An 18491-nucleotide genomic window follows, 5' to 3' on the forward strand; every position below is an offset into this window, starting at 1 on the left:
CGGCAATAAAGCTTGGTTAGTAACGCATTTTTTATCGGCATGATTGTGGTCAGTTACATGTCCTTACTTTATTGTTTTGCTTGCTGGCCGATGTGTTATTGTTGAGCAGTGGGATGACCGGTCGCTACTTTTTGTCAGTTATCATAGAAACATCAGCGGGAGCTGTTAATTCCTTTAAGATGTCCAACAGGGCAGGTGTCAATACACGATTTTTTTGGTAAACTTGATGAATGTAATTGAAAGGTGGATGCCATTTTGTTTGGACGAAAAAAAACAGCTTCGACCGCTGATGAATTGAAGCTTGATGCTGATCGAATACCCAACCATGTTGCGATTATCATGGATGGTAACGGTCGCTGGGCGCAGCAGCGCCATTTGCCGCGTGCAGCAGGCCATAAGGCAGGAATGAACACAGTAAAAACAATTACTAAGGTTGCCAGTCACTTAGGGATTAAAGTCCTGACTTTGTATGCTTTTTCGACGGAAAATTGGAAACGTTCTGACAGTGAAGTGAGTTACTTAATGCAGCTGCCGGTTGATTTTTTTGATACCTTTGTTCCGGACTTGGTGAAGGAAAATGTTCGCGTTAACGTGATGGGTTATCTGGATCAATTACCGGATAAAACACGGCAAGCGGTGGATCAAGCGATGGCGGACACTGCCCAGTCAACGGGCATGGTCCTCAACTTTGCATTGAACTATGGTGGACAGGCAGAAATTGTCTCAGCGGTTCAAACCATTGCTGCCCGGGTCAAGTCCAATCAATTGTCCCTTACAGATATTGATACAACAACGGTCGATGCCGCTTTAATGACCGCCTCACTTGCACCATACAATAATCCTGATTTGCTAATTCGAACGAGCGGTGAGGAGCGAATCTCCAACTTCTTGCTGTGGCAAATTGCTTATAGTGAGTTGGATTTCACAGATCGATTTTGGCCTGACTTTACGGAGGCAGATTTGAAATTGGCGATTAAACATTTTCAACAGCGAGATCGCCGTTTTGGTGGGCGCAAATCTACCAACGATGATGAATAAAAGCATGATTGTTGAGTCTGAGCCAACCCGTTATTAGTTTAAAAATTTATTTCTGAAGGAGTTAGTCTTTGTATGCGTACTCGTGTGATTACGGCAGTTGTAGCACTACTAATTTTTATTCCAGTGATTCTCTACGGTGGCTGGTTGATTGAATTAGCAGCCTTTGTGTTAGGGACCGTGGCTCTAGGAGAAATTTTGGTCATGAAAAAAAAGCTGGTTGTCTCGGCGGAAGCCGTGATCAGCTTTTTAGGGATGGCAGTTATTTTAGTCCCCGATCGTTGGTTGAACTTTTTACCAAATTTTCTAAATCGTCAGTTCTTGTTCTATATTTTTGTCATGATGCTTTTACTGCACACGGTATTCACTAGGAATCATTTCTCATTTGATGATGCTGGCGTTTTGACATTAGCGATGCTGTATATTGGCAGTGGATTCTTCTACTTTGTCCAAGCGCGGCACGCCGGGATAAGCACGCTTTTCTACATCTTGTTTGTAATTTGGACCACTGACTCTGGTGCCTACATGATTGGACGTAAATTGGGTCGGCACAAGTTGGCGCCCCAAATCTCACCTAACAAGACTTGGGAAGGCTCTATTGGTGGTACTGTCGTGGCTGTCATCGTTGGCACAGTTTGGGTTTGGTTCTTCCCACAGACTTATTCGTTACCGGTAATGATCCTGTTGACGATTTTGTTCAGCATTTGTGGTCAAATGGGAGACTTAGTGGAATCGTCGCTGAAACGCTTTTATGGCGTTAAAGATTCTGGCAAGATCTTACCTGGCCATGGTGGTATTTTAGACCGATTCGACAGTCTCTTATTTGTGTTACCGGTGTTGCATTTCGTTGGTCTATTCTAATCTTGACAGCGTTGTGAGAAAGGGGCACCGCCCGTGGTTAAAACAATTATTGCGTTTATCATTGTTTTTGGGATTTTAGTCGTTGTGCACGAATTTGGCCATTTTTATTTTGCTAAACGTTCTGGCATCTTGGTTAGAGAATTTTCTATCGGGATGGGGCCAAAACTATTCTGGACACGACGTAATGGAACTTTGTATACGATTCGGTTACTGCCGCTGGGTGGTTATGTTCGCATGGCAGGTGCTGCTGAAGACGAGGATGACGAGTTACAACCAGGCACACCAGTCAGTTTGCTGGTTGGCAAGGATAATCTAGTTACGCGAATTAATACGAGTGATCAAGGGACTCTGTTTAACGGTATTCCGGTGATTGTGACTAACGCCGACCTAGTTGATGACTTATACATTGAAGGTTATGAAAATGGTGACGAGCGGGTTGTTAAACGATATCAGGTCGATCATGATGCGACGATCATTGAACATGATGGAACTGAGGTTCTCATCGCGCCAAGGGATGTTCAATTTCAATCAGCCACATTGTGGCATCGAATTTTAACGAACTTTGCTGGACCGTTAAATAATTTTATTTTGGCGTGGTTGGTCTTTGCCATTATGGGCTTTGCGATGGGTGGTGTCGCTAGTAATAGTAATCAGATTTCTGGGGTTATTGCGCATACTCCGGCTGCTAGTGCTGGTCTTCGCAATGGTGATCGGGTCCTTGCTGTTAATGGAAAATCAACGCAGACATGGGCGGCCGTGACAACGGCGATTGCCGCCGATAAGAAAGGTGCCATAAAGCTGACCGTTAATCAGGCCGGTCGTCACAAGCAGCTTTCCATCCAACCGCAAGTTAAAACAGTGAATGGCACAAAAACGCGCACAATCGGCATCAAGCGCGGGCTAGATACAAGTTTGTTTGGTAAACTATTTGGTGGCTTTTGGTCAACGACCACGTTACTATTTGGTGCGTTAGGTCATTTATTGACTCACTTCAGTCTCAATGATCTAGGCGGACCGGTTGCAATATACGCTAATACCGCAACAGCCACGCAGGCTGGGTGGAGCGGAATTTTGTACTGGTTGGGCTTTTTATCATTAAACTTAGGTATTGTAAATTTACTGCCCATTCCAGCTTTGGATGGGGGTAAGTTACTGCTTAACTTTATCGAGGCGATTCGTCGCAAGCCGATTTCGCAACGAACCGAGGGCGTTGTGACAATCATTGGATTTGGGCTAGTCATGTTTCTGATGATTTTGGTTACCTGGAATGACATCATGCGCTATTTCGTTCATTAAATTTACCGAAACTTTTCCAACATTCAACTGACGGAAGCGTTTCTATCACTAAGGAGAATTTGTTCATGAAGCAAAGCAAGATTTTAATTCCAACACTTAAGGAAACACCAAGTGACGCCGAGGCCTTGAGCCATCAGATGATGTTACGGGCTGGTTATATCCGCCCGGTCGTTGCTGGCGTTTATGCTTATCTGCCATTGGCTTATCAAGTGTTACGTAATGTGGAACAGATAATCCGTGAGGAAATGACGAAGATTGATGCGGTAGAAATGCTGGCGCCCGCCTTACTGCCGGCTGATTTATGGCGCCAATCTGGTCGTTACGATACTTATGGTCAAACCATGTATCGCTTAAAGGATCGTCATGATCGTGATTTGATTTTGGGACCAACCCATGAGGAAACCTTTACGGACTTCATTGCGGCGACTGTCAACTCGTATAAGCGTCTGCCACTGGTGATGTATCAAATTCAGCAAAAATACCGAGATGAGGATCGGCCTCGTTATGGTTTACTGCGCGGGCGGGAATTTTTGATGCTTGACGTCTATTCGTTTCACGCGGACAAGGCCAGTTTAGACCACGTTTTTGCTCAAATGGAAACCGCCTATCGTAATGTATTCGATCGTGTTGGTTTGGATTATCGCGAGATTTTAGCTGACTCTGGAGCCATGGGTGGTAAGGAGTCCCGCGAATTTAACGCGATTGCCGCCGTGGGTGAGGACACGATTGCATACTCTGATAGTAGTGATTACGCGGCTAACTTAGAGACAGCCACCAGTTTGTATATTCCTAAAAAATCGCATGAAGGATTGCGTGATTTAGAAAAGGTAGCGACGCCCGGCGAAAAGACCATTGAGGAAGTGGCTGAACGCTTTAACTTAGAACCAAGCAAACTATTAAAGACGATGCTCTACATGGCCGATGATGAGCCGGTCGTGGCCTTGATTCGTGGTGATCACGAAGTTAATGAGACTAAGTTAAAGAATGTCCTATCGGCAACTGAGTTAGTGATGGCGACTGTTCAACAAGCGGAAACGTACCTGGGCGCTGACTTCGGCTCGTTGGGACCAATAGGGATTGATCAAGCAATTAAAGTTGTCGCTGATCAAGATGTAGCAGACTTAGTGAACATGCCGGTCGGGGCCAATGAAAATGGCTTCCACTATTTAAACGCCAATCTGGATCGGGACTTCACTGTCGATGAATTTGCCGACATTCGCCTCGTTCAAGAAGGGGATGTTTCGCCGGATGGTGAAGGGGTGTTGAAGTTCAACCGTGGTATTGAAATCGGCCATATCTTTAAGCTGGGGACTCGTTATTCCAAAGCCTTAGGTGCTCAAGTGCTAGATGAGAACGGTCGACAGACCGATGTAATCATGGGGTCCTATGGGATTGGGGTTAGCCGATTATTATCAGCGGTAGCTGAACAAACTGCGGATGACTCAGGGTTAGCCTGGCCGAAAGCCATTGCGCCATTTGATATTCACGTTATTCCCGTCAACATTAAAAATGACGATCAACGGTTACTGGCAAATGAATTGGAAGATCAGCTGACTGAAGCTGGTTACAAAGTGCTGGTTGATGATCGGGCGGAACGAGCTGGAGTCAAATTTGCTGATTCTGATTTAATTGGCTTACCGTTGCGTGTCACGGTGGGGAAAAAGGCCGTGGATGGGATTGTTGAAGTTAAGTTACGTAAAACGGGTGAAACCGTTGAAGTTAAAAAAGAAGAATTAACTGAAACGTTGGGCATTTTATTCAAGGGGATTGCGTAGTCAAGTGACTGGGGCAATGCCCTTTGTCACGCTTAGAGTCACTGTGAATTATGAAGTGGGGAGGCCGCACATTCGTGGCGTTGAATCAACAAGAATTATTTAAAAAATTATTGGAACAGCTTAATCTAGCTGATCAGACAATGTTACCTGGACTCACTGATGGTGAAATCACCCAATTAGTGGTTCATGAACAGCGGCGTTTATGGAGCTTTGCCTTTCATTTTGCGCAAGTGTTACCGTTTGAAACATTTATGACGTTCACGCAAAAATTAAATCAAGCTTTTAACGAAATTGCCGCGGTCTCATTTGAAATTCAGACGGATTCTACGGAAATTGATATTGAGGCAGTTGATCGATACTGGCAGTGGGCTGTTAGCCACAGTGGACTTAACGAATCATTTGCGCGCCAACTCAGTGAAGGACCACAGCCTGCCTTGGCTGATCATCAAATCAGGCTAACCGCGCCGAACCAAGTTATCGCAGACTTTCTGAATGGGGAAACGTTATCACAGTTAACGGAGACTTATTTACGACTCGGTTTTCCCAAAATGACGTTTGCGACAATCGTTGATGAAGCTGCTTCGGCACAGCAATTGGCAGATTTTCAGGTTGAAAAGGCCAAACGAGATGAGGCCTTGGTTAGCCGGGCCACGGCGGCCATTGCGAAAAATAAAGCGAGCCATGGTTCACCGGCAGCTGTCTCAGGTCCGGTTACTATGGGACGAAAGATTAAGCCAGATGAGACCATCACTCGAATGGATGAAATCACTGAGGAAGAACGTAGTGTCACTGTTGAAGGTTACGTGTTTGCCAAAGAGATCCGGGTGCTAAGATCCGGTCGGCAACTATTAACGTTAAAAATCACGGACTACACCTCTTCATTTCTCGTGAAGAAGTTTTCACGTAACGAAGATGACGAGGCCAATTTTGCGGCGATCCCAGAAAAGGCGTGGGTAAAAGTACGTGGTTCAGTGCAAGAGGACAACTTTTCACGTGATTTAGCAATTATTGCCAATGATTTACAGGTCGTTACCCATAGTGAGCCAGAAGATACTAATGAACCAGATGACAAGCGCGTTGAGCTACATTTGCATACTCAGATGAGTACGATGGATGCAACCAATAACATTGCCGATTTTGTTAATCGGGCCGCAAAATGGGGCCATAAAGCGATTGCCATCACAGATCACAGTGGCGTTCAAGGCTTTCCTGATGCTTTCCATGCTGCTGAAAAAGCTGGCTTGAAGATGCTGTATGGGGTGGAAGTTAACTTAGTCGACGATGGGGAGCCAATTGGAATAAACGACGCTCATGAAGTTTTGAAGGGTCATGAATATGTGGTGTTCGACGTGGAAACTACTGGACTATCAGCGATCTACGATAAAGTGATTGAATTATCTGCCGTTAAAATGAAGGATGGCAATGTCGTTGAGCAGTTTGAACAGTTTATCAACCCGGGCTTTCATCTATCAAATACCACGACAAATCTAACAAGTATCACCGATGACATGGTAGCCGGATCAAAATCTGAAGCCGAGGTTTTTACCGAGTTTCGCGACTGGTACGGCGACGCGATTTTGGTTGGGCATAATGTCACCTTCGACGTTGGCTTCATGAACGCCGGCTATGTCCGGCACAAGATGCCTGAAATCACCAACCCGATCATTGATACCTTAACATTGGCCCGTTTCTTGTATCCTGACTTGAAGGGTTACCGATTAAACACATTAGCGAAGCGGTTTAATGTCGCGCTGGAACACCACCATCGGGCAATTTATGATGCAGAGTCAACTGGACATTTAGCGATGATTTTTCTCAAGGAAGCCGAAGATAATTATGGCATTACCTTTCATGATCAACTCAATGAGCATATGAGCGATCATGATGCCTACAAACATGCGCGTCCATTTCATGCAACGGTGATTGCGAAAAACCAAGTTGGCTTAAAACATTTATTCGAACTTGTTTCATTGTCCAACGTTAAATACTTTTATCGGGTGCCCCGCGTGCCAAGAAGTGAATTGAATCGCCTGCGAGAGGGCTTGTTGGTCGGCTCTGCCTGTTCAGCTGGCGAAGTCTTTGAAGCTGCCATGCAAAAAGGTAAGGACGAAGCCTTAAAACGGGCCCAATATTATGACTATCTTGAGGTTCAGCCCAAAACCGTTTACAAGCCACTGATTGAGGCAGAATTAATTCATGATAATGCCAAGCTAGAGGAAATCATTCGCACCTTGATTGATATCGCCGATGAATTGAACAAGCCGATCGCTGCCACTGGTGACACCCATTATTTGGATCCTCACGACGCCGTTTATCGCAAAATTTTGATTAGTTCTCAAGGTGGTGCCAACCCATTAAATCGTCATTCACTGCCCGATGTGCATTTTCGTTCGACTAATGAAATGTTGACTGAGTTTGCTTTTCTCGGAGATGAGCTAGCCCATCGCTTAGTTGTTGAGGCGCCAAATGCGATTGCCGACTCGGTCGAAGATGTGCATCCGCTGAAAGATAAACTGTACACGCCACGAATGGAGGGTGCCGAAGATGAAATTCGGTCTCGAACGATGGATACGGCTCATGAACTATATGGGGATCCATTACCAGATTTAGTTCAGAAACGCGTGGATCGTGAATTGAAATCAATTATTGGCAACGGTTTTTCCGTGATCTACCTGATCGCCCAACGCCTGGTGGCGAAATCTAACAAGGATGGTTATTTAGTTGGTTCGCGTGGTTCAGTTGGGTCTTCTGTGGTTGCGACCTTTGCAGGGATTACTGAGGTGAATCCACTGCCACCGCATTACTTGTGTCCTAATCCGGAGTGTAAGTACAGTGAATTTTTCACTCATGGTGAATATAGTTCCGGTTATGATTTACCAGATAAAGATTGTCCAAAGTGCGGGACAGCACTAAGTAAAAATGGGCAAAATATTCCTTTTGAAACGTTCCTTGGCTTTAAGGGGAATAAAGTTCCCGATATTGATTTAAACTTCTCTGGTGACTATCAACCAATTGCCCATAATTACACGAAGGTTTTGTTTGGTGAGAATAATGTTTATCGTGCGGGGACCATTGGTACAGTGGCGGATAAGACGGCATTCGGTTATGTAAAAGCGTATGAACGAGAACACGAAGTTAATTATCGACAGGCTGAAATTGATCGGTTAGCCAATGGTGCTACTGGTGTTAAACGGACGACCGGACAACATCCAGCAGGGATTATCGTTGTACCTGATTATATGGATATTTACGACTTTACTCCGATCCAATTTCCAGCCGATGACCAGAGTGCGGCTTGGAAAACAACCCATTTTGACTTCCATTCCATTCATGACAACATTTTAAAAATTGATATTCTAGGACATGATGACCCGACAATGATTCGGACACTGCAGGACCTATCTGGCATTGATCCGAAGACGATTCCGACTGATGATCCTGGTGTGATGCAATTATTTTCCGGGACTGATGTTTTGGGTGTCACTGAGGAACAGATTTTCAGTAAAACAGGTACGCTGGGGATTCCCGAGTTTGGCACGCGCTTTGTGCGAGGAATGTTAGAAGAAACGCATCCGCAAAACTACTCCCAGTTATTGCAAATTTCCGGATTATCGCATGGGACTGATGTCTGGTTAGGTAACGCCGAAGAACTCATTAAAAACGGGACGGCGACGATCGCCAACGTGATTGGGTGTCGTGATAACATCATGACCGACTTGATCAACTATGGGATGGATTCCGAAATGGCGTTCCAGATTATGGAACATGTTCGTAAGGGACGCGGCATTCCTGATGAATGGCAAGCTGCAATGCGAGAGGCCGAGGTGCCAGAGTGGTATATTGACTCATGTCTCAAGATTAAGTATATGTTCCCACGTGCCCACGCTTCGGCCTACATTTTGATGGCATTGCGGGTCGCTTATTTTAAAGTTTATTTCCCGATCTTGTATTACGCAGCTTACTTTTCAGTCCGGGCAGATGATTTTGACTTAGTGGCGATGTCACGAGGAAAAGATGCGGTTAAAACTGCGATGAAAGCGATCATGGACAAAGGAAATGACGCATCAACAAAAGAAAAGAATTTGTTAACTGTCCTCGAACTTGCCAATGAAATGTTGGAACGAGGTTTCACATTTAAAATGGTTGATGTTGAGCGATCTGATGCCCAAAATTGGCTAATTGATGGCGACACTTTAATCGCGCCGTTTAATGCGATTCCAGGTTTGGGTGATAATGTTGCCAAACAAATTGTGGCTGCCCGTGAAGATAAACCGTTTTTGTCCAAGGAAGACTTGAGTAAACGCGGAAAAGTGTCCGGAACGATTATTGATTATCTAACGGAAAACCATGTTTTGGATGATTTGCCAGATGAAAATCAGTTAAGTTTATTCTAACCGTTTGTTTTTTGGGAGTAATCGTTTGGCCTGATAACAAAAATAAACACGCGGAATGTGAGTTAAATGACTCATATTCCGCGTGTTTATTTTGGGGGGATTTAGATTGGTAATGAAATTTAGTTTTTGCTGTTATTCAAAAATATTTAAACACCAGCGTGATTTCCAACGTAATCAACTGATGTAATCAACTATTGGCTTTCGTTTAGTTGGACACGGTCTGACCGCCATGCTCAAAGCGAGCTGCTTCATCAAATTTGATGCCACGTTGTGCGTACCATTGGGCGATGGCTGGGGTTTGATCCGCGAAAAGGGGTGGTAAGGACAACTGTTGGCCCATGACATCAGCAGGTTCTTCGAGGGCGAAGCCTGGTGTAATGGTGGCTAACTCGATGCGATTATCCGAAGGGTCGCGGACATAAATACTTTGGAACCAACCACGATCTCGATATAGTTCAACATTCGCGCCTAGATTAAGCGCGCGCTGGTAATAATCAAATAATGTGTTCAAATCGGGGACTTGCAGGGCAACATGGTCGACACTACCACGTCCCATACGTGAGCGATGTGCCGGATCAGTCGCTGCCTGAAACATTAGGCCAGCCTGTTCACCGGATAAAGGAATCGCTGTTTTTGAAGAATTGAGTGGTAATCCCAACCATTGTTGATAAAAATTCGCGGTGAGCACCGGCTCTACATACGCAATCGTTGTGCCTAAAAGGCCAGTAATCTGTGCATCGGCGGGAATATCGTTTGGTACCACTTGTCTGGTCGTTAGTTGCTGCTTAACAGGAATCAAATCTAAGGGAACACCATCTGGATCGGTAAGGTGTAAACCCGTCTGTGTTTGTGAAACAGGAATGTCAAATTGCATGAAGCGGTTTAACCAAAAGTCAATCTGAGATTCCGGAATGCCTAAACGAATACCAATTAGGCCATGATTAGCGTCTTGACGGTGTCCAAGTTGGTCGAGTACAAAAAAAGTGACCACGCTGCCCGGTTCGCCCAAGTTGTTACCATAATACAGGTGGCGAATGTGGGTTGCTTCTTGATTCACTGAGTTCTTAACGATACGTAGACCAAGAACTTGAATGTAAAAGTGTGCGTTCGCGTTGGCATCGCCGGTTAGTAGTGAAATATGGTGCGGTTTAAACACGGTAATCACGCTTCTTTCTACAATTAATTAGAAGTTTGAACTTGAGGTAAGTGTAAAACTATTACCTGTAAAATGCACCTAATGGCATCGAAACGGGCTACCTACTGCTGTATTGGTTGCTTTTGGCCGTTCGTCATGGTATGATATTGATTGTAATTTAAGACTCTTAATCTAAGAGTGAGCCGATTTCGGCTCGCTCTTTTTTCAGGGCAAAATTAAGGAGGTGACGGATTTGAGTAACGTGACAGAAGCGGTTACGACGCTGGTGACGCCAATCGTTGACGAGCACCAATTTCAACTCGTGGACGTGGAATTTGTCAAGGAGGGTAAGAGTTGGTATCTGCGCGTTTATATTGACAAACCCGGCGGAATTACAATCGATGATTGTGTTCTTGTCAATGATGAATTGAGTGCGAAGCTAGATGCCGCCCAACCCGATCCCATTCCACAAGCCTATTATCTTGAAGTGTCTTCTCCAGGAGCGGAGCGGCCATTAAAAAAAGCAGCCGACTTTGAAAGTGCGGTTAATCAGTATATTCATATCTCGCTTTATCAACCTATTGATAAGGTAAAAGTTTTTGAGGGAACTTTAACTGACTTAACGCCTGATGAGTTAACGTTGCGTTATCGGGTTAAGGGTGTGGCTAAAACGTTGACAATTTCCCGCAAGGCAATTGCCAGTGCACGACTAGCCATTGATTTTAGCCAACTGTAATTAAAATTAGTGATCGTAGCTAAAGGAGTACGACGAAATGAGTAAAGAGTTAGTGGGGGCTTTGGATGCCCTCGAACAAGAAAAGGGCATTAAAAAAACGGTTGTGATCGAAGCCTTGGAGGCGGCCTTAGTGTCAGCTTACAAGCGTAACTACAATCAGGCCGGCAATGTGGAAGTGAATTTTGATGAGCGCAAAGGAGACATCAAAGTCTATGCCGTCAAAAAAGTTGTGGAAGACGTCGAAGATAGTCAGCAACAGGTTAGTTTGCAAGATGCCTTAGCGATTAACCGGGCTTACGAAATTGGGGATGAAATTAAGTTTGAAGTAACCCCTAAGAACTTTGGCCGAATTGCGGCACAAACGGCTAAGCAAGTCATTATGCAACGTGTGCGCGAAGCTGAACGTAGTCTTGTCTATGACGAGTATAGTCAATATATGGATGAGGTTGTGACTGGTGAAGTTGAACGTCAGGATACGCGTTATCTGTACATTACATTAGGAAGTGGCTCAAATACCGTTGAAGCTGTGATGGCTAATTCTGATCAGATGCCCAATGAAACCTATAAGATGCATGACAAGATTAAAGTGTACGTGGCTCGCGTCGAAAATAACGCGAAGGGACCGCAAGTCTTTGTTAGTCGAACCCATCCAGAACTATTGAAACGCTTGTTTGAAGAAGAGGTTCCCGAAATTTATGATGGGACCGTTGAAATCATGTCGATCGCTCGCGAAGCTGGGGATCGGGCAAAGGTTGCGGTGAAATCAAATGATCCTAATTTGGACCCCGTGGGAACTTGTGTTGGACCACGTGGACAACGGGTCCAAGCTATCGTAAACGAGCTTTCTGGAGAGAACATGGACATTGTGGAATGGATGGCTGATGACGCGCAATACGTCGCTAATTCACTTAATCCTGCGGAAGTCGTTGATGTCGTGTTTGATTCTGAAAACGAACGGGCTTGCACGGTTGTTGTTCCTGACTATCAATTATCGTTGGCAATCGGTAAACGTGGTCAAAATGCTCGGCTCGCTGCTAAGCTGACAGGCTTTAAGATTGATATCAAATCTGAGACTGAAGCGGCAACACTATTCGAAGACGCAACTGATCAAGAATATGTTGAGGCGGGCACAGACGAAGAAGTCGATCGACCTGACTTTGAACAACCTGAACAGATCAATGATTAATTGACTCGTTGTTAAACGAGTTTCTGAACCGACTAAAATCAGAGTTAACGTTGTTTAAACTGATTTAAAAGGGGGTAATGACATGCATCAACGAAAGATTCCGATGCGCAAAGACATTGTTACCGGTGAGATGATGCCCAAAAAGAATTTGATCCGGGTCGTCAAAAACAAGGCCAATGAGTTAGCGATCGATCCAACCGGTAAGCAGAATGGTCGCGGAGCCTATGTTAGTATTGACGTAGATGTTGCCAAAAAGGCACAACAAGGGCATGCGCTAGACAAAGCATTTGGCATTACAGTGCCGGATGATTTCTATGAAGAATTGATTGCCTATGTTGATCATCAACAGGCCCGCCGGTTGTTGTTTGGTGATGAAGCCAAATGACGCCAACTCAACAATTGATGAATTTACTGGGCTTGGCTCAGCGAGCTGGCAAACTTGTCAGTGGTGAACCTATGGTTTTAGCTGCCATTAAAGCTCAGCAGCTAGACCTACTTTGGTTGTCCAGTGACATGGGGGCTAGTTCACTCAAAAAGCTAAGCGATAAAGCAAGTTACTATGAGATCCCGACAAGTTTGGCTTTTACGGAAGTCCAATTGAGTCAAGCAACCGGTCGACAACGTGTTGCAATTGGGGTTGATGACGCTGGCTTTGCGAAGAAAATGCGCGAATTGCTAGCACAAATTTAAATGAGGAGCGTGAAAGGATGGCCAATAAGCGAATCTATGAACTCGCGAAGGAACTTAACGTTTCAAGCAAGGATCTGTTAACCACCGCTGCTACCAAAGGTCTGTCGTTTAACAATCACATGGCAACGGTAACAGATGAACAAGAAAAAACGATTCGTGGGGCAGTTAAACCTGCCTCAACCACGAATAGCGATGCAACGACAAAACAGACTGAAACTCAGTCTGGCAAGCGTAAGATTGTGCATCATTTGATTAATAATAAAAAGAAACCAGATCGGCGTCGGACTAATTTTGGTCGTAACGGGGCTAATTTGCATGGTGAAGGACGTATATTGAATTTAGATAACCCACGGGCCAACAATCGGTCAAGCAAACGGCAACAATCAGCAGCTAGTGCAACTAGTCAACCAGCTAAATCACAAGCATCAACCGCAGCCAGTCAGGCGCAACCAGTTGTAACAGCCGCCAAATCCGCAGCCGCAGCTTCGACAACGGCCACAGTTAAATCAGCAACCGCCAGCCAAGCGACGATGGCGCATTCGCAAGCACCACAATCACAAACCGGTCGTGCAGTAACGGTAGATCAAAATAAGTCGCAAACGACTCAGCACCATGCAACTAATGGGACTAGTCAGACTGATTCGCGTCAACACCGGCCGGCAACGTCGACTAGTGATCGGTCGCATAATGGTCAGAATCGTTCGGCTCAGAGTAGTCAACATCGACCAAATGATCGTAACGGTCAGAATCGATCAACAAATCAAAATCGCGGTACAAGCCAAAGCCGTAATACGAACCAAAATCGTAATACTAGCCAAAACCGCAGTTCGAATCAAAATCGACCAACAAATAGCAATCGGTCGACGACGAATCGAAGTAATCAAACGACGTCATCGCGTCCGACAACGACCGCTTCACGGTCAACGAACACGAATGGCCGGTCCAATACTTCAGCCAATAATTCGAATAATCGGTTTGGCAATAATGCACCAAGTAATCGATTTAGCAACAACCGGCGTGGTGGTCGTGGTGGCCAACAGCAATATGGTCAAAAACACCAGAAGCGTAACAAGAAGAATCAACGGATTCGTCAGACTTCTCAGCCAAAGCCAGTTTCAACGCGGAAAGAGCGGCCATTACCAGAAGTCCTGATGTACGATGTTGGTATGAATGCGCAAGATTTGGGTAAAATTTTGCATCGTGAACCAGCCGAAATCATTAAAAAGTTATTTATGCTGGGTGTCATGGTTAACCAAAACCAAAGTCTAGATAAAGATACGATTGAGATTTTAGCGGCAGATTACGGGATTGGTGCGGAAGAGAAACCTCAAGAAGATATCGCCGATATTGATAAATTCTTTGAGGAACAATCACAAACTGATCCAACGAAACTGGTTTCACGCCCTCCAGTTGTCACAATTATGGGTCACGTTGACCACGGGAAGACAACATTGTTGGATCAACTGCGTAACTCGCATATTACGGCTGGTGAAGCCGGTGGGATCACTCAAAAAATTGGGGCTTACCAAGTTGAATTAAAGGGTCGTAAGATTACCTTTATTGACACACCTGGACACGCGGCCTTCACAGCAATGCGAGCTCGTGGTGCAGATATTACAGATATTACCATCTTGGTGGTGGCTGCTGATGATGGTGTGATGCCGCAAACAATTGAGGCGATTCACCATGCCCAAGCAGCGAAGACGCCAATCATCGTAGCAGTTAACAAGATTGATAAACCAGGGGCAAACCCGAACCATGTTATTGAACAGTTAGCCGAGTATAACCTCATTCCTGAAGATTGGGGTGGCGACACAATTTTTGTTGAAATTTCAGCTAAGTTTGACAAGAATTTAGATGAATTGCTCGACATGGTGTTGTTACAAGCTGACTTGATGGAACTAAAGGCTGACCCTGATCAGCGCGCTTTAGGTTCCGTTATTGAAGCTCGTCTTGATAAGGGGCGTGGTCCAGTGGCGACAGTGCTGGTTCAAGAAGGAACCCTGAAGATTGGTGATCCAATCGTTATTGGGAACACCTATGGTCGAATTAGAACCATGAACAATGATCGCGGTCGCGCAGTTAAAGAGGCGACACCTGCGACACCAGTGGAAATTACTGGGATGAACGATGTCCCAGAGGCTGGGGACAAATTTGTCGTCTTTGCAGATGAAAAATCGGCCCGGGCTGCTGGTGAAGAGCGTGCTAGTCGTGCACAGGTTGAGGAACGTTCTCACGCCAACCATGTGACATTGGATAACTTATTCGATACCATGAAGGAAGGCGAAATGAAGGAAGTTGACGTCATTATTAAGGCGGACGTTCAAGGTTCCGTTGAGGCGTTGGCTAATTCATTCCAGAAAATTCAAGTTGATGGTGTCCGGGTGAATATCATTCACCAAGCTGTTGGGGCGATTAATGAGAGCGACGTTACCCTGGCGGAAGCTTCTAATGCGATTATTGTTGGTTTTAACGTTCGGCCAACCGCGCAAGCAAAGTCCCAAGCTGATAGCGATGGTGTCGACATTCGCTTGCACAACGTGATTTACAACGCCATCGATGAAATCGAGTCCGCCATGAAAGGGATGCTTGAACCGGTCTACGAAGAACAAGTCACCGGTCAAGTTGAAGTTCGTGAACTTTACAAGGTTTCTAAAGTGGGAACCGTTGTCGGTGGGATGGTTACGGAAGGCTACATCAGCCGCGATGCTGGCGTTCGCCTAGTTCGTGACGGTGTCGTCATTTACGAGGGTAAGTTGGGTTCATTGCAGCGCTTCAAGGATTCAGTTAAAGAAGTTAAAGCTGGCTTTGACCTTGGTTTGACAATTGCTGGGTACAATGACATCAAAGTTGGTGACGTCATTGAAGCTTATGTTATGAAAGAAGTTCCCGTTGAATAAACGACATTAATCCTAAAAAGATTGTAAGATGAGGCGGTGAAAACATGGCCGATAAACATTATCGTGTGGGTCGTCTGGAACAAGAGATTCAACGCGAAGTGACCGATATCTTGCTTAAGCGCGTGCGCGACCCACGAGTGGCTGGGGTGACGATCACCGGAGTTACAGTCACTGGTGATTTGCAAGAAGCGACGTTGTACTATAGTATCTTGTCTGACAAAGCTAGCGACAACGAAAAGGCTGCGGCTGGATTAGCTAAAGCCAGCGGTTTGATTCGTGGCGAGCTTGGTCATCGACTGAGTATTTATAAAACGCCGGAAATTACGTTTGAGCAGGATCGTTCGGTTCAGTACGGTAGTCACATTGATGAACTAATCAATGGGCTTCGTCGGCAAGAACGAGATTAATCTTTTCGAGAAAAGCGACTGTCTATTGAAGGCAGTCGCTTTTTACATAGCACTAGGTTATAATTATTTGGTTGTTAAACAGAAGATTTTTTAACTTGATAAAGTGAGGTTTACATTCATGGAAGGCATTTTGCCCATCAATAAACCGCGGGGACTGACGAGCCATGATGTCGTATTTAAACTTCGCAAACTGTTGCATACAAAAAAAATTGGTCATTCCGGTACATTAGATCCTAATGTGGATGGTGTTTTACCAATTTGTGTCGGGGCAGCAACTAAGGTTGTCCCTTATTTAATGGATTCTGGTAAGGTTTACCGCGGAACAGTTACATTTGGGTATGCGACAGAAACTGAGGATTTGGATGGTGCGGTGGTGAAGCAAACGCTACTGAAGCAACCATTTACCGATGCTCAGATTCTTACCGGCATGGAGGCCTTGATTGGCGACATCGAGCAGGTTCCACCGATGTATTCCGCGGTCAAAGTTCGTGGGCGTAAACTTTACGAGTATGCCCGGGCTGGGGAAACAGTCGAACGGCCCGTGCGCCACATTCACGTGGATTATTTTAAGCAAACTGGGGACAGTCATTTTGATAAACAAGCACATGTTCAGGTGGTTCCCTTTGAAATTGGTTGTGGTAAAGGCACTTATGTCCGCACACTAGCGGTCCAATTGGGTGAACAACTGGGGGTCGCTGCTGTCATGAGTGATCTAACACGGCTTAAAAGTGGCGGCTTTGAACTCAGTCAGACATTGACATTGACCGATGTTGCAAACGCGGTAGCTGATCATAGCATTGAGCAATATTTGCTCCCAATTGATGTTGCGCTTTCGCACTATCCCGTGGTTGAATTAAGTGATGAACAATGGCAAATCGTGCAGAATGGTGGCTTTTTATCCCCAACGATTCTCGGTGACCAGTCCATTGTTTCTGTCCGCTATCAACAGCGTATCAAGGCCTTATATCAGCTCAGCGATGATCGGCGTCACGCTAAGCCGCTCAAAATGTTTTCAAATCATCTTTAACAGAAATTCAAAAATATTGTTAATGAAGGTGTCAGATTGTGGAAGTCATCTATTTACGCCACCCCTATCAAGCAGAACAGATTCCCGATGGTAATGTTGTCTTAGCCATGGGCTTTTTTGATGGTGTGCATCTTGGCCATCAAACGGTCATCAAGCGCGCTCGTGAAATTGCCACCGCTCGTCATGCAAAATTGGCCGTGTTGACTTATACCCATCACCCGTCCATTGTGTATCAGACGTCAACGGAGTCATTTCGGTATCTATCGACATTCGATCGCAAGTTGAGCTTGTTGAAGCAATTAGGCGTCGACATTGTGTACGGCGTCAGCTTTACCTCTAAACTTGCTTCACTGACACCGCAAGCATTTGTTGATCAGTATATGGTCGGGTTACACGCGGTAGCGGTGGTAGCTGGGTTTGATCACACTTATGGTCGCAAAGCGGTGGCCAATATGGCGCAACTACCGGGGTATGCCCGCGATCGTTTTGAGGTCGTCGAGGTGGGACAAGTCTCAATGGATCATGCCAAGGACAGTTCAACGCGAATTCGTGAATTAATTGATGCCGGCCAAGTTGCCCACGCCAATGAGTTGCTTGGCTATACTTATCAAACAACTGGGATTGTTATTCATGGCGAAGCACGTGGCCGCACCTTGGGTTATCCAACGGCCAATGTTGAAGGGTCCGCTGTTCAGCGGTTACCCGGGATTGGCATTTATGCGGTTTGGCTGAAAGTAGGGACCGATTGGCATGCCGGGATGGCTTCGATCGGTCGTAATGAAACATTCGGTGCGCATCGACCGGTTACGGATGAGATTTATCTACTCGATTTCAATGAGGAAATTTATGGCGAAGAAGTGACAATCGCGTGGGGAGGGTACCTTCGTGATCAGGTTAAGTTTGACGGTGCTGAGGCATTGGTTGAACAGCTAGATCAAGATGTCATTAACACGCAGCGCTTCATCGATCAAGTCGGTGGTCCTAAATTAACGATTTAATCAAATGTCACTCCTAACCGTCATCTATTAAGTGAGTTTGGTCGGATTAGA

14 protein-coding genes are annotated in these 18491 nt (G+C 45.4%); 13 read left to right on the forward strand and 1 reads right to left on the reverse strand.

Translation table 11 applies throughout. From position 1 onward, the window contains the following. Window positions 1-255 precede the first annotated feature (255 nt). The 5 genes from uppS to AC27FN_RS01045 all read left to right on the forward strand — a co-directional run bounded on the left by uppS (window position 256) and on the right by AC27FN_RS01045 (window position 9361). Window positions 256-1038: an undecaprenyl pyrophosphate synthase gene (gene uppS / locus AC27FN_RS01025; protein ID WP_487166175.1), complete on the forward strand. Its 783-nt coding sequence runs from the start codon at window positions 256-258 to the stop codon at window positions 1036-1038. Between the two features lie 72 nt (window positions 1039-1110). After that, window positions 1111-1896: a phosphatidate cytidylyltransferase gene (locus AC27FN_RS01030; RefSeq protein ID WP_487166176.1), complete on the forward strand. Its 786-nt coding sequence runs from the start codon at window positions 1111-1113 to the stop codon at window positions 1894-1896. A 33-nt stretch (window positions 1897-1929) separates the two neighbouring features. Beyond that, window positions 1930-3192, forward strand: a complete 1263-nt coding sequence (gene rseP, locus AC27FN_RS01035; protein WP_487166177.1) for an RIP metalloprotease RseP — start codon at window positions 1930-1932, stop codon at window positions 3190-3192. A gap of 65 nt (window positions 3193-3257) precedes the next feature. Next, complete coding sequence (locus AC27FN_RS01040) at window positions 3258-4967, forward strand: proline--tRNA ligase (protein WP_487166178.1); 1710 nt, start codon at window positions 3258-3260, stop codon at window positions 4965-4967. 74 nt (window positions 4968-5041) lie between these two features. Next, window positions 5042-9361 (forward strand): PolC-type DNA polymerase III, encoded by a 4320-nt coding sequence (locus AC27FN_RS01045; protein ID WP_487166179.1) that lies wholly within the window; start codon window positions 5042-5044, stop codon window positions 9359-9361. Window positions 9362-9566: 205 nt separating this feature from the next. Here the strand turns inward: AC27FN_RS01045 and AC27FN_RS01050 are convergent, their stop codons facing one another. Next, window positions 9567-10526 carry a VOC family protein gene (locus tag AC27FN_RS01050; protein WP_487166180.1) on the reverse strand — a complete coding sequence of 320 codons (960 nt, stop codon included), beginning with the start codon at window positions 10524-10526 and terminating at the stop codon, window positions 9567-9569. Window positions 10527-10749: 223 nt separating this feature from the next. Between AC27FN_RS01050 and rimP the strand changes: the two genes are divergently transcribed. The 8 genes from rimP (at window position 10750) to ribF (ending at window position 18440) form a co-directional block, all read left to right on the forward strand. Continuing rightward, a complete protein-coding gene (rimP, locus tag AC27FN_RS01055; RefSeq protein WP_487166181.1) occupies window positions 10750-11232 on the forward strand; it encodes a ribosome maturation factor RimP in 483 nt (160 codons plus the stop codon). 37 nt (window positions 11233-11269) lie between these two features. Continuing rightward, window positions 11270-12418, forward strand: a complete 1149-nt coding sequence (gene nusA, locus AC27FN_RS01060; protein WP_487166182.1) for a transcription termination factor NusA — start codon at window positions 11270-11272, stop codon at window positions 12416-12418. Window positions 12419-12500: 82 nt separating this feature from the next. Continuing rightward, window positions 12501-12803 (forward strand): RNase P modulator RnpM, encoded by a 303-nt coding sequence (rnpM, locus tag AC27FN_RS01065; protein WP_407882391.1) that lies wholly within the window; start codon window positions 12501-12503, stop codon window positions 12801-12803. Continuing rightward, a complete protein-coding gene (locus tag AC27FN_RS01070; RefSeq protein ID WP_487166183.1) occupies window positions 12800-13108 on the forward strand; it encodes a ribosomal L7Ae/L30e/S12e/Gadd45 family protein in 309 nt (102 codons plus the stop codon). Before rnpM ends, AC27FN_RS01070 begins: the two co-directional genes overlap by 4 nt. 17 nt (window positions 13109-13125) lie before the next feature. Beyond that, complete coding sequence (infB, locus tag AC27FN_RS01075) at window positions 13126-16008, forward strand: translation initiation factor IF-2 (RefSeq protein WP_487166184.1); 2883 nt, start codon at window positions 13126-13128, stop codon at window positions 16006-16008. Between the two features lie 44 nt (window positions 16009-16052). Continuing rightward, window positions 16053-16415, forward strand: a complete 363-nt coding sequence (rbfA, locus tag AC27FN_RS01080) for a 30S ribosome-binding factor RbfA (RefSeq protein WP_487166185.1) — start codon at window positions 16053-16055, stop codon at window positions 16413-16415. Between the two features lie 118 nt (window positions 16416-16533). After that, complete coding sequence (gene truB / locus AC27FN_RS01085; protein ID WP_487166186.1) at window positions 16534-17442, forward strand: tRNA pseudouridine(55) synthase TruB; 909 nt, start codon at window positions 16534-16536, stop codon at window positions 17440-17442. A gap of 38 nt (window positions 17443-17480) precedes the next feature. After that, the gene (ribF, locus tag AC27FN_RS01090) at window positions 17481-18440 is read left to right on the forward strand and encodes a riboflavin biosynthesis protein RibF (RefSeq protein ID WP_487166187.1); all 960 of its coding nucleotides are present in this window, start codon (window positions 17481-17483) and stop codon (window positions 18438-18440) included. Window positions 18441-18491: the final 51 nt, after the last annotated feature.

Source organism: Furfurilactobacillus sp. W61-4 (genome assembly GCF_057545565.1).

What these genes read in the sequence shown, in the direction of transcription:
- AC27FN_RS01030 (WP_487166176.1), top strand. Translation starts at nt 1,111, where the DNA reads ATGCGTACTCGTGTGATTACGGCAGTTGTAGCACTACTAATTTTTATT.
- AC27FN_RS01040 (WP_487166178.1), top strand. Translation starts at nt 3,258, where the DNA reads ATGAAGCAAAGCAAGATTTTAATTCCAACACTTAAGGAAACACCAAGT.
- nusA (WP_487166182.1), top strand. Translation starts at nt 11,270, where the DNA reads ATGAGTAAAGAGTTAGTGGGGGCTTTGGATGCCCTCGAACAAGAAAAG.
- rnpM (WP_407882391.1), top strand. Translation starts at nt 12,501, where the DNA reads ATGCATCAACGAAAGATTCCGATGCGCAAAGACATTGTTACCGGTGAG.
- AC27FN_RS01070 (WP_487166183.1), top strand. Translation starts at nt 12,800, where the DNA reads ATGACGCCAACTCAACAATTGATGAATTTACTGGGCTTGGCTCAGCGA.
- infB (WP_487166184.1), top strand. Translation starts at nt 13,126, where the DNA reads ATGGCCAATAAGCGAATCTATGAACTCGCGAAGGAACTTAACGTTTCA.
- rbfA (WP_487166185.1), top strand. Translation starts at nt 16,053, where the DNA reads ATGGCCGATAAACATTATCGTGTGGGTCGTCTGGAACAAGAGATTCAA.
- truB (WP_487166186.1), top strand. Translation starts at nt 16,534, where the DNA reads ATGGAAGGCATTTTGCCCATCAATAAACCGCGGGGACTGACGAGCCAT.